Raw genomic sequence first — 11,840 nt, forward strand, 5'->3', positions numbered from 1 at the left:
GGCTGCGTCGACCGCGGCCGGATCGGCCAGGTCTTGCAGCGTGGGGGATGCTTGTACGCTCATGGGTTTTTGTCAATCTTTTCGGCAAACGGATGGGCCGGAATACGCCGGCCCATCCCTGGCATTTCTTGTCGAGGGTGGTTTACCAGATCGGCTTGCCGGACGCGTCCTTCAGGTTGGCGCGCCAGGCATCCTGCACCAGCTTGCTCACGCTGTCCGGCATCGGCACGTAGTCCAGATCGGCGGCAGCGGCGCCGCCGTGCTTGAAGGCCCAGTCGAAGAACTTCAGCACTTCCTTGCCGGCCGCGGCGTTCGGCTGGGTCTTGTGCATCAGGATGTAGGATGCGCCGGTGATCGGCCAGCTTCCCTTGCCCGCCTGGTTCGTCAGCACCACGGCGAAGCCCGGGGTGCCGGCCCAGTTGGCGCCGCTTGCTGCGGCCTTGAAGCTGTCGTCGCTTGGTTGCAGGAAGACGCCTTCCCTGCTCTGCAGCTGGGTGTGCTGCATGCGGTTCTTCTTGGCATAGGCCCACTCGACGTAGCCGATCGAGCCCTTGATGCGCTGGACGTTGGCGGCCACGCCTTCATTGCCCTTGCCGCCCACGCCCACCGCCCACTTGACGGCGGTACCGGCACCGATCTTCGACTTCCACTCCGGGCTCACTTGCGACAGGTAGTCGGTGAACAGGAAGGAGGTGCCCGAGCTGTCGGCGCGGCGCACCACGGTGATGTCGGTGGCCGGGAGCTTGACGCCCGGATTGAGCGCGGCGATCGGCTGCGCATTCCACTTGGTGATCTTGCCCAGGTAGATGTCGGCCAGCACGGCGCCGGACAGGCGCACCTGGCCCGGGGCCACGCCCGGCACGTTGATGACCGGGACCACCCCGCCCATGATGGCCGGGAACTGGAACAGCCCGGCGGCGTTCAGCTCGGCGGCCGGCAGCGGCATGTCCGAGGCGCCGAAGTTCACCGTCTTGGCCTTGATCTGCTTGATGCCTGCGCCCGAGCCGACCGACTGGTAGTTCAGGCCGGTGCCCGTCGCCTTCTGGTACAGCTCGGCCCATTTCGCGTAGACCGGGTACGGGAAGGTCGCGCCGGCGCCGGTGATGTTGGCGGCCTGGGCGCTGGCAACGATGCTGGTGGCGGCGATGGCGACAGAGACGAACAGATGCTTCATGCGCATGATGAGTCCTTTAGAGAGGTCCGGGACAGGTCCCGTTATTGACGCTGCGAAGTCTACTGGCCGAATATGACAAGTTCATGACAGATGTAATAATCCGGCGGGCGCGCGTATATTGACCCAATTTTCGCCATCTTGTCACACGCTGCTGCGCCTCGGCTCGCCATGCCGGAAGGCGGCCGCGGGCAATACAAAAAAATTCAGGGCCGGAGTTTGCCCTCCCCTTGTAAATACGGCACCCTCTGCTAAGCTGGAAATGTGTTCTTCACAGGGAGGGGATGCTGAAAAGCGTTGGTCCGTATGTTCAGTGTCATGGTGTTTGGCATACTCAGCGGCTTGGCCGGGCTGGTCGCCTTCGAGATCTGGCAAGAGATCCGCGGGGGCTCGGAGAAGTTGCACGATCACTATCACGAATAGTGTGGGTCCGGATCGCCGGACCATGTCATACGACGAAAAAAAGCGGCGAGGCCACATTGGCGCTCGCCGCTTTGCATGCATGCGGTCCGGATCCGATCAACGCAGGAAGCGTGCCACCGCCGTCATGGCCGCCAGCTCCAGGTTCAGGAACTGGAAGCCGACCTTGAATTCGCCGCTGCTGAAGATGCAATACAAGGCTTTGGCGCGCGCGCTGATCGGCACGTTATTGCCGTCGACCAGCAAGTCGAAGCTGACCAGGCCGGTCTGCCCGACCAGCAGCGGGTCCGGCAGGTTGATGCTGACGCCGTTGGCGCCCAGGTCGCTGGTGCGGCCACTGACGGGCGCGCCGCCTTCCATGACGACGCGGGCGCGGGTGCGAAGCACCTTGCGTTCGGATTTTCTTTGTTCTGTAAACACGTGAACCACTGATAACGGATGAGCCAAGCGGTATTATAGATTCTCAGTCCAGTTCGCGCAGCTTGGTGAAGGCCTGATCGATGCGCTCGACCGCGACGATGGTCATGCCCTCGATTTTCTGCTTCGGAGCGTTCCCCTTCGGGATCACCGCGATCGAGAAGCCCAGCTTGGCCGCTTCGCGCAGGCGCTCCTGCCCGCGCGGCGCCGGCCGGATCTCGCCGGCCAGGCCGACTTCGCCGAACACCACCAGCCCGCGCGGCAGCGGCTTGTTGCGCATCGAGGAGTTGATCGCCAGCAGCACCGCCAAGTCGGCCGCCGGTTCCGTGATCTTGACGCCGCCCACCGCATTGATGAAGACGTCCTGGTCGAACGCGGCGATGCCGGCGTGGCGGTGCAGCACGGCCAGCAGCATCGCCAGCCGGTTCTGTTCCAGGCCCACCGACAGGCGCCGCGCATTGGGCAAATGACTGGCGTCGACCAGGGCCTGGATCTCGACCAGCAGCGGGCGCGTGCCTTCCTGGGTCACCATCACGCAGGAACCCGGCACCTGGCTGTCGTGCTGCGACAGGAACAGGGCCGAGGGATTCGAGACGCCCTTCAATCCTTTCTCGGTCATGGCGAACACGCCGAGCTCGTTCACCGCGCCGAAGCGGTTCTTGATCGCCCGCACCAGGCGGAAGCTCGACTGGGTGTCGCCCTCGAAATACAGCACCGTGTCGACGATGTGCTCGAGCACGCGGGGCCCCGCCAACGCGCCCTCTTTCGTCACGTGGCCGACCAGGATGATGGTGACGCCAGTCTGCTTGGCCACCCGGGTGAGCTGGGCCGCGCATTCGCGCACCTGGGCCACTGAGCCCGGGGCCGAGGTGAGCGCATCCGAGTACAGGGTCTGGATCGAGTCGATCACCGCCACTTCGGGCTTCAGGTCGGCCAACGTGCCGAGGATTTTCTCCAGCTGGATCTCGGCCTGCAGTTTCAATTCGGCCGAATCGACCGACAGGCGGCGCGCGCGCAGCGCGATCTGGGCGCCGGATTCCTCGCCGCTGACATATAAAGTGTTACGGGTGGCCGCCAGGTTGGCCAGCGCCTGCAGCAGCAGGGTCGACTTGCCGATGCCGGGGTCGCCGCCGATCAGCACCACGCCGCCGGCCACCAGGCCGCCGCCCAGCACGCGGTCGAACTCGTCGATGCCGGTGCCGAAGCGCGGCACGTCGAGCGCCTCGATGTCCTTCAGGGACAGCACCGGCGCGGTCTGCGCCAGCGCCTTGTGCGCCGTCTGCGACATGCGGTTGACGCCCTGAGGCTCGACCGCGGTCTCGACCATCGTGTTCCAGGCCTTGCAGTCCGGGCACTGGCCGCTCCAGCGGCTGGCGCTGGCGCCGCACTCGCTGCAGACGAAAGAGGTGCGTGTCTTAGCCATCGGTTCCCATTCTTCCTTCCATCACGCGCACCCGCGGGGCGAGTGCGCACATCAGTTCATAGCCGATCGTGCCGGCGGCATGGGCCACCTCGTCGATCGGCAAGCCGTCGCCCCACAGCGTCACCTTGCTGCCGATCCTGGCGTTGGCGACCGGGCTCAGGTCGACCGTCATCATGTCCATCGAGACCCGCCCCACCAGGGTCGTGCGCACGCCGTCGACGATCACCGGGGCGCCGTGCGGCGCGTGGCGCGGGTAGCCGTCGGCATAGCCGCAGGCCACCACGCCGATCGTCATCGGGCCGGTCGCCTCGAAGCGGCTGCCATAGCCGACGGTGTCGCCGGCCTCGATATGCTGGATGCCGATGACCTCGGAGCGCAGGGTCATGGTCGGCAGCAGGTTGTAATCGAAGGCCGAACGCCCGCCCGGGGTGCCGCCGTAGAGCATGATGCCGGGGCGGACCCAGTCGTTCGACAGGGCCTCGCCCAGGTCGCCCTGGTGCAGCACGCCACCGGAATTGGACAGGCTGCGCTCGCCCGGCAACTCGCCCGCGCCATACTTGAAACGGCGCACCTGCTCGGCGATGGTCAGGCGCGGGTGTTCCAGTTCGTCGGCATTGGCGAAGTGGGTCATGTGGGTGATGTGGCGCACGTCGGGAATGGCGCGCAGGCGCCGGTAGGCGGCTTCGTACTCGCCCGGCGTGAAGCCCAGGCGGTTCATCCCCGTGTTCATCTTCAGGTGCACGTCGATCGGGCCGACATGCCGGGTGTATTCCAGCATCTTGATCTGCTCGATGTTGTGGACCGCACTATTGATGTTGTGCTCGGCCAGCATCGGCACGTCGGCGGCATCGAAAATTCCCTCGAGCAGCAGGATCGGCTTGGTCCAGCCGATCTCGCGCAGCCAGAGCGCCCCCTCGGTCTCGACCAGGGCCAGGCCATCGGCCCCGGCGAAGCCGCGCATGCCGCGCTCCAGGCCGTGTCCGTAGGCGTTGGCCTTGACGACCGCCCAGATCCTGGCGTGCGGCGCCTCCATGCGGGCGCGCTGCAGATTGTGCTGCATCGAGTCGAGGTGGATGGTGGCGAAAAGCGGGCGTGGCATGGCAAAAACCGGCGTTTGGGCCGCGGTTCGGGAAAGGGTCTATTCTACCGGACCGGGCGCGGGCGCGCTTTTGACAGGGCTTGTTTTCTTTTAGACCGGTAGGCATTCATGGTATAAAGCAACTCGAACCAGTTTTTACTCTTTTCGAATGAACCGTGGCTTTTATACCATCATGGCGGCGCAGTTCTTCTCGTCGCTGGCAGACAACGCGCTCCTTTTTGTCGCAATCAGTCTGCTGACGTCGATGAACGCCCCGGCTTCACTGACACCCCTGCTGAAGCTGTCATTCGTCCTCTTCTACGTGCTGCTGGCCGCCTTCGTCGGCGCCTTCGCCGATTCGCTGCCCAAGGGCCGCGTCATGTTCATCGCCAACCTGATCAAGATCTTCGGGTGCGCGCTGATGTTCCTGGCCGTGCACCCGCTGCTCGCCTATGCCGTGGTCGGCTTCGGCGCGGCCGTCTACTCGCCCGCCAAGTACGGCATCCTGACCGAACTGCTGCCGCCCGAGAAGCTCGTTCCCGCCAACGGCTGGATCGAGGGCCTGACCGTCATGTCGATCATCCTCGGCACCGTGGCCGGCGGCGCCCTGGTGAGCGAGCGCGGCTCCACCTTCCTCCTTGGCCTGGACCTGCCGGGCGTGAGCACCGGCGCCGAGGCGGCGATGGCGGTGGTGGTCGGCGTCTACATCCTGGCGGCCCTGTTCAACCTGCGCATTCCCGACACCGGCGCCAGATACGAGCACCAGGAGCGCAACCCGGCCAAGCTGATCGCCGACTTCGCCAACTGCTCGGCCACCCTGTGGCGCGACAAGCTGGGCCAGATCTCGCTGGCCGTCACCACCCTGTTCTGGGGCGCCGGCGCCACCCTGCAGTTCATCGTCCTGAAGTGGGCCGAGCGCTCGCTGCACATGCCGCTCGACAAAGCCACCAACCTGATCGGCGTGGTCGCGATCGGCGTGGCACTGGGCGCGGCCCTGGCGGCGCGCATGATCCCGCTGCGCAAGTCGCTCACCGTGATCCCGCTCGGGATCATCATGGGCCTGGTGGTATGCAGCATGGTCTTCGTGACCACGGTGAACCTGGCCTACCCGCTACTGGCCCTGATCGGCTTCCTGTCGGGCTTCTTCGTGGTGCCGATGAACGCGCTGCTGCAGCACCGCGGCCACGTCTTGATGAGCGCCGGCCACTCGATCGCGGTGCAGAACTTCAATGAGAACCTGTCGATCCTGACCATGCTGGCCGTGTACGCCATCATGATCACCTTGAACCTGGACCTGGACATCATCATCGTCCTGTTCGGACTGATGGTGGCGGGCATCATGTTCTTCATCGGGCGCCGCCATGCGGCCAACCAGCGCGAGCACGATTCGCTGGCGCTGATCGGGGAAGAAAAGCACTGATTCATTTTACGTATCACAGATGCGTAAAGCATATGTGATACGTATCACCGTTCAGGGCAATGCCTTGACCATCCTGCGTGCGGCGGCGCGCTCGCGCCAATCGTTCGGCACGATGAAGCCGCGCTCGATTTCCTCGATCTGCCCGGGTGTGTGGCGCACCACCGCGACCAGCACCGGCGTCGACGAGGTCTCGAACTGGGCCGACAGTTCCGCGTGCAGCTGGGCGCGATTGAGCATCCAGGTGGCCGAGGCGGCGCGAAACGGCGCCAGCCACTGCAGGCGCGGCAGCATCAGGAATTCCTCGCCGGCCAGACCCTCAATCTCGTCCAGCGCGCACCAGAAGCCGCGGCAATGGCCGGCGGCGATCCCGCGCATCGCGGGCCAGCTCCCGGACGGATAGAACAGCCAGCCCTTGACCAGTGCCCGCGCCCGCGAGACGGGACGCGGCAGCAGGGCCTGCGCGGCCGGATGATCGCCCAGGCCGAGCTGGCGCTCGAACACCTTGCGCATCTTGAGGCCCAGGCTGTCGGCCAGGTTGGGGCCGACCAGGGCATCGAACTGTTGCCCGCCCTCCCCGTCCAGCAGATAGAATTTGGTGGCGAACTCGATGTGCTCGAGCGCGTCGGGCCCATCCTCCAGCAGGAAGTCGAATTCGCCGACGGTGTCGTTGCGGCTGGCGCGCACCTGCAGGCCATGGGCCACCAGGCGCCCTTGCTGTGCAAAATAGAAGGCCATCAGCTGCTCGGCATACAGGCCCAGGCGCGTGTGCAGCTTTGCGCCGAGCGCCTGGTCCAGCAGGGTGGGACCGTGGTCGAGGCGCGCCAGCCAGCCGGCCAGCTCCGGCCCTACCGGCCCGGTGCTGGCGATGCGGCCGGCCCACAGCGGGTCGTTCGCGTCCAGCAGGTCGGGCGCGTCGAGCAGCCAGGCCAGCGCCCGTACCCGGGCGCGCCGCAGGTGGCCCCAGCGGCGGTGAAAGCCTTGCTGGTAGGTCTCAGCCGGCGCGTCCATCTGATTGCTCGCCGGCGGCGCGCGCCCGGCACAGGTCGGCCCAGGCCAGCGCCTTGTCGGCGCCGCGCCGCAGCAGTTCGCCCGGATGCAGGGTGGCCACCAGCGGTATGTCGCCGAAGCGGTGCACCGCGCCGCGCGAACCGGCCAGCGGTTCGGACAGCGGCTTGCCGAGCAGGCCGTCGGCTGCCACCTGCCCCAGGGTCAGCACCAGGCCGGCCCCGCTCAGTTCGCGTTCGCGCTCCAGGAAGGGGCGGCAGGCTGCGACTTCGTCCAGCGTCGGGGCACGATCGCCACCCTTGACATTGGCGGGACGGCATTTCACCAGGGCGGTCACGTAGACATCGCTTTCGCGCGACATGCCGACCGCCGCCAGCATGTTGTCGAGCAGCTTGCCCGGCTCGCCGGTGAGCGGCTCGCCGGCCTTTTCGTCTGCCGCGCTGGCAGTGCCGGCGGCCACCAGCCAGCGTGCCTGGCGCGCGCCGGCGCCGAGCACCGGCTTGCGGCCTTCGCTGCAGGCGCTGCAATGGCGGCAGGCGGCGATGGCCTGGCGCAGGGCTGCCCAGTCCATGGTCGAGACGTCGGGGCGTGCCGGTTCGGGCTCGGCGCCCCAGGCGCTGTCCGCGCTCGGAGGCGGCGTCCATGCCTGACGCGCCGCCGGTTCGGCGACCTGGCGCGGCATCGGGGGCGGCGCCAGCGGCCGGGCCTGCGCCGGGGGCGCGGCTTGCTCCGGCACCGCCGGCGCGGCCTGGGGTTCGGTTCGAGGCGCGGCTTCGGGCGCGGCTTCGGGCAGCGCCTGCGCCGGGGTCTCCGGCACGGCGCGCAGGCTCCACAGCGGGCCGATGCCCATCTCGGCCAGGAAGGCCGCGTCGCGCTCGCTCAGACGATTCACAGCTGGGTCCTCACAGGTCGATCCTCATCACGATGGCATCCTCGCGCTGTCCCCCGTGCGCCGGGTAGTAGCCCTTGCGGCGGCCGATCTCGCGGTAGCCGTAGCGGCGGTAGACCGCCAGCGCGCGCTCGTTGGACGGACGCACCTCGAGCAAGACCGAACCCATGCCCTGCTCGCGCGCGCGCGCGCCGATCCGGTCCAGCAGATGGCGCCCCAGGCCCTGGCCCTGGCGGTCGGCGGCCACCGCCACGTCGAGCAGGTGGGCCTCGTCGACCGCATACATCAAGAGGTAGTAGCCGGCAAGCCGGCCTTGCGCGTCGCGCGCGGTCCAGGCGTCATAGCCGCTGGCAAGCGACTCGCTGAAGTTGGCGCGGCTCCAGGGGTGCGGGAACACGCTGCACTCGAGCGCATGCACCTCGTCCACGTCGCCGCCCCCCATCGGGGCGAAGCTCAGGCCGAAAACGTCTGGCAGGACCGTCATGCCTCGGCTTTCGCGGCATTGATGGCCTGGCGCTCGGCGCTGGTATAGGCCACCTTGTTGCGCAGGTAGAGCGGCTGGGCCTGGGCCGGCGGCACCGCCAGGCCGGCGGCCAGCGCCGGCGCGCCCAGCAGCGCCAGTTCGCGCGCGTGCGGCAGGATGTCGTGCAGCGCCCCCTGGGCGAAAGCCTTGCCGGCAAAGGCTTCCGGGTAGGCGGAAAAGCCGTTGCCGCAAGCCGCCAGGCCGGCGGCCGGCAGCGGCTGCAGGTCTTGCGGGGCGCACAGCGCGGGCGCCGCGACCTCGGTCCAGGCGCCGCGCGCGGGATCGTGCCGGTACTGCGCCCAGTACACCTCGCCCATGCGCGCGTCCAGCACCGCCAGCACCTCGCCGGCCCCGGTGCGGGCGCGGCAGGCTTCTGCCATCGCCTCCAGCGTTACCAGCGGCAGCACCGGCAGATTGGCGCCGAAGGCCAGGCCCTGGGCCACGCCGCAGGCGGTGCGCACGCCGGTGAACGAGCCGGGGCCGGCGCCGAAAGCGATCGCGTCGCAGTCGGCCAGGCGCAAGCCGGCTTCGCGCAGCAGTTCCTGCACCATCGGCAGGACCGATTGCGAATGGGTGCGCACGCCGGAAGTGGACCGGGCGATGACGTGGTCCCCGTTCTTGAGCGCGCAGGAGGCGACTTCGGACGAGGTTTCAATGGCGAGAATCGTGGACATGCCGGTATTTTACCTGCTCGGCCGGGGGCCTGGCCACGCCGCGGCGGCGCGAGAGCACATTCCCTGGTGAACACACGGTACAATCCGGCTCATGCAAAGCCTGACCCTGGATTCCGGCAACCGCGAGCGCATCGCGGCCGCCGTCGACAGCGACGCCCTGACGGTCGCCTGCCTGTGCGCCGCCTGGTGCGGCACCTGCTCGTCCTACCGCGCCACCTTCGAGGAACTGGCCCAGCGCCATCCCGACAAGACCTTCGTCTGGATCGACATCGAAGACCAGGCCGACATCGTGGGCGACCTCGACGTCGAAAATTTCCCTACCCTCTTGGTGCAGCGCGGCGACACGGTCGCGTTCTTCGGCACCATGCTGCCCGACGGCGCCGTGGCCGACCGCCTGGTGCAGGCCCAGGCCGAGGCCACGCCGGAAGAGCTGGCGCGCCTGGCCGCGTCCAGCGAGGAGCGCCGCGCCTGGCAGCGCGACTGCAACCTGCGGGTGCTGCTGGCAGCTTGATCGACCGGGATCAACCGAGACGTAGCGGCAGGCTGCGCAGCCGCTGTCCGGTCAGCTTGAACACGGCCGCGGCGACCGCCGGCGCGATCGGCGGCACCGCCGGTTCGCCCACGCCTTCCGGATGCGCCAGGCTGGGCATGACGATGGTGTCCACCACCGGCGCCTCGTGCATGCGCAGCACCGGATAGTCGCCGAAGTTCGACTGCTCCACCTTCCCATCCTTGATCGTGATCTCGCCGTGCAGCGCGGCCGACAGCCCGAACAGCACGCCGGACTCGACCTGCTGGGCGACGATGTTCGGGTTCACCGCCAGGCCGCAGTCGATCGCACATACCACGCGGTGCACGCGGATCCGCGCGCCCTCGACCGAGACCTCGGCCACCTGGGCCACGGTGCTGCCGAAGGAGCGGTGCAGCGCCACGCCGTGCGCGCGTCCCGCCGCCGGCTGCCCCGCCCGCGCCACCGCGGCGTCGAGCGTCGCCAGCGCGCGCGGATGATTGCGCAGCAGCGCGCGCCGGTAGGCGACGCCGTCGCGCCCGGCGGCATGCGCCACTTCCTCCAGGAAGCCCTCCTTGAAGAAGGCATTGTGCGAATGGCCGACCGAGCGCCAGTAGCCGAGCGGAACCGGGCTGTCGACGATCACGTGGGCGATGCGCTGGTTGGCGATCGCGTACTGCATGTCGTATTCGCCCTCGGCCGTGGTCTTGTCCGGCCCCACGCCCGGCAGTCCGAGGTTGCGCGGGAAGTACTGGTGGCCGATGGCGCCGCTGGCCGACTTGTTGTCCCAGGCCAGGATCTCGCCACCGGCGTCGAGGTGGGCGCGGAAACGCGCCAGCGCGGCCGGGCGGTAGACGTCGTGGGTGGTGTCGTCCTCGCGGCTCCAGACCAGCTGGACGGGCTTGCCCCTGACTGCCATGGCCACCGTCACCGCCTGCGCCACCATGTCGGTTTCCAGCCGGCGCCCGAAGCCGCCGCCCAGCAGCATCACCTCGATGCCCACGTCCTCGCGCTCGACGCCGGCCACGCGCGCCGCCACGTCCACCGCGATGCTCGGCACCTGGGTCGAGGCCCACAGGCGCACCCTGGCGCGGCCCTTGTCGTCCTCGACCAGGGCGGTGCAGTTGAGCGGTTCCATGGCCGCGTGCGCGAGATAGGGCGCCCGGTACTCGGCCGTCACCGTCGCCGCCACCGTCGCGGCCACCCTTTGCACGTCCTGGCTGCCCGCTTCGTGATAGACGTAGCCGCTTTCCTCGTCGAGCGCGCGCGCCAGGTCCTCGAACACGGATTCGCTGGAGAGTCCGGCCGTCGCGCCGGCCTGCCACTTGACCGGAAGCGCCTGCGCCGCCCGGTGCGCCTGCCACCAGGTGCCGGCCACCACGGCCACGCCCGCTCCAAGGCCGGCGCGCTCGTCCCCCAGGCCCGGCATCGTCACCACCTGCAGCACGCCCGGCATGGATGCCACCGCGCCCGCTTCGTGCCCGGCGAGCGTGGCGCCGATCACCGGCGCCATCTTCACGGCCGCGTACACCATGCCGGGCACGCGCGCGTCGATGCCGAAACGCGCGCTGCCGTCGGCCTTGGCGCGGCTGTCCAGGCGAGCAGCCGGAGTGCCGATCAGGCGGAAGTCGCGCGCCTGCTTCAGGCGCACGTCGCCGGCATCGATGCCGGCGCCGACCCGCGCCGCGTCGACGGCCAGCGCGCCGTAGCCCGCGCGGCGCCCGTCGGGATGCAGGACGAAGCCATCTTCCGTGCGCAGGCGCGCAAGCGGCACTTTCCAGTTTTCGGCCGCGGCCTTGAGCAGCATGGCGCGCGCCACCGCGCCGGCCTCGCGCATCGGCAGCCAGGCATCCTTGACGCTCGTCGAACCGCCCGTGAACATGATGCCCAGTTCGCGCCCGAGCTTGGCCATCAGCCACTGCGCGCCCTGGCGCGCGCTGCCGTCGTCGTCGGGATGGAAAGGCAGGTTCTCGCGCAGCACCGTGAGGTTGGCGTAGATGCGGTCGATCGGCGCCTGGGCGATGCGCACGCTGGACAAGGGCAGGTCAAGCTCCTCGGCCACCAGCATCGGCAGCGCGGTGTGCACGCCCTGCCCCATTTCGCTGCGCGGCACCACCACCGAGACCGCGCCGTCGGGTGCGATGGCGATCCAGCCGTTCAGGCCGACCGTGTCGGCGCCCAGCGCCAGCGGACCAGCCGCGTGCAGGCGCTGGCGCGGCGGCTGCACGCCCCAGCCGACCAGCATGGCGCCGCCGGCAAGCAGGCCGCCCAGCAGGAAGCGGCGGCGCCCGCGCGCGCTCTTGCCGCCCTCT

Annotated in this window: 11 protein-coding genes; 2 read left to right on the forward strand and 9 right to left on the reverse strand. The window is 68.7% G+C overall.

The features are described 5' to 3' along the window. Positions 1 to 142: 142 nt before the first annotated feature. The 4 genes from pstS to alr all read right to left on the reverse strand — a co-directional run bounded on the left by pstS (position 143) and on the right by alr (position 4,530). Positions 143 to 1,180, reverse strand: coding sequence for a phosphate ABC transporter substrate-binding protein PstS (gene pstS, locus ACK4S9_RS13895; RefSeq protein ID WP_409726499.1), 1,038 nt, complete (start codon positions 1,178 to 1,180; stop codon positions 143 to 145). 510 nt (positions 1,181 to 1,690) lie between these two features. Next, positions 1,691 to 2,020 carry a PilZ domain-containing protein gene (locus ACK4S9_RS13900; RefSeq protein WP_409726501.1) on the reverse strand — a complete coding sequence of 110 codons (330 nt, stop codon included), beginning with the start codon at positions 2,018 to 2,020 and terminating at the stop codon, positions 1,691 to 1,693. Between the two features lie 34 nt (positions 2,021 to 2,054). Next, positions 2,055 to 3,431, reverse strand: coding sequence for a DNA repair protein RadA (radA, locus tag ACK4S9_RS13905; RefSeq protein WP_409726503.1), 1,377 nt, complete (start codon positions 3,429 to 3,431; stop codon positions 2,055 to 2,057). Further along, a complete protein-coding gene (gene alr, locus ACK4S9_RS13910) occupies positions 3,424 to 4,530 on the reverse strand; it encodes an alanine racemase (protein ID WP_409726505.1) in 1,107 nt (368 codons plus the stop codon). Before alr ends, radA begins: the two co-directional genes overlap by 8 nt. A gap of 148 nt (positions 4,531 to 4,678) precedes the next feature. On the opposite strand from alr, the gene lplT reads away from it, so the two are divergent. Then, entirely contained in the window at positions 4,679 to 5,929 is a 1,251-nt protein-coding gene (gene lplT / locus ACK4S9_RS13915) for a lysophospholipid transporter LplT (protein ID WP_409726507.1), read from the forward strand. Between the two features lie 51 nt (positions 5,930 to 5,980). On the opposite strand, the gene ACK4S9_RS13920 is transcribed toward lplT, so the two are convergent. Genes ACK4S9_RS13920 through tsaB form a run of 4 tightly spaced genes read right to left on the reverse strand, consistent with a single transcriptional unit; the run spans position 5,981 to position 9,020 of the window. Continuing rightward, complete coding sequence (locus ACK4S9_RS13920; protein WP_409726509.1) at positions 5,981 to 6,937, reverse strand: DUF1853 family protein; 957 nt, start codon at positions 6,935 to 6,937, stop codon at positions 5,981 to 5,983. After that, on the reverse strand, positions 6,921 to 7,826 hold the full coding sequence (locus ACK4S9_RS13925) for a uracil-DNA glycosylase family protein (RefSeq protein WP_409726511.1): 906 nt from the start codon (positions 7,824 to 7,826) through the stop codon (positions 6,921 to 6,923). Before ACK4S9_RS13925 ends, ACK4S9_RS13920 begins: the two co-directional genes overlap by 17 nt. 10 nt (positions 7,827 to 7,836) lie before the next feature. Further along, the gene (rimI, locus tag ACK4S9_RS13930) at positions 7,837 to 8,307 is read right to left on the reverse strand and encodes a ribosomal protein S18-alanine N-acetyltransferase (RefSeq protein WP_409726513.1); all 471 of its coding nucleotides are present in this window, start codon (positions 8,305 to 8,307) and stop codon (positions 7,837 to 7,839) included. Then, positions 8,304 to 9,020, reverse strand: coding sequence for a tRNA (adenosine(37)-N6)-threonylcarbamoyltransferase complex dimerization subunit type 1 TsaB (gene tsaB / locus ACK4S9_RS13935; protein WP_409726515.1), 717 nt, complete (start codon positions 9,018 to 9,020; stop codon positions 8,304 to 8,306). The genes rimI and tsaB overlap by 4 nt, the downstream gene beginning before the upstream one ends. 91 nt (positions 9,021 to 9,111) lie before the next feature. On the opposite strand from tsaB, the gene ACK4S9_RS13940 reads away from it, so the two are divergent. Further along, positions 9,112 to 9,531, forward strand: coding sequence for a thioredoxin family protein (locus ACK4S9_RS13940; protein WP_409726517.1), 420 nt, complete (start codon positions 9,112 to 9,114; stop codon positions 9,529 to 9,531). 10 nt (positions 9,532 to 9,541) lie between these two features. On the opposite strand, the gene ACK4S9_RS13945 is transcribed toward ACK4S9_RS13940, so the two are convergent. After that, the gene (locus tag ACK4S9_RS13945; RefSeq protein WP_409726601.1) at positions 9,542 to 11,773 is read right to left on the reverse strand and encodes a molybdopterin cofactor-binding domain-containing protein; all 2,232 of its coding nucleotides are present in this window, start codon (positions 11,771 to 11,773) and stop codon (positions 9,542 to 9,544) included. Between the last annotated feature and the right edge of the window lie 67 nt (positions 11,774 to 11,840).

This window comes from Massilia sp., assembly GCF_046293535.1.
In the GTDB taxonomy this organism is placed as follows: domain Bacteria; phylum Pseudomonadota; class Gammaproteobacteria; order Burkholderiales; family Burkholderiaceae_D; genus Telluria.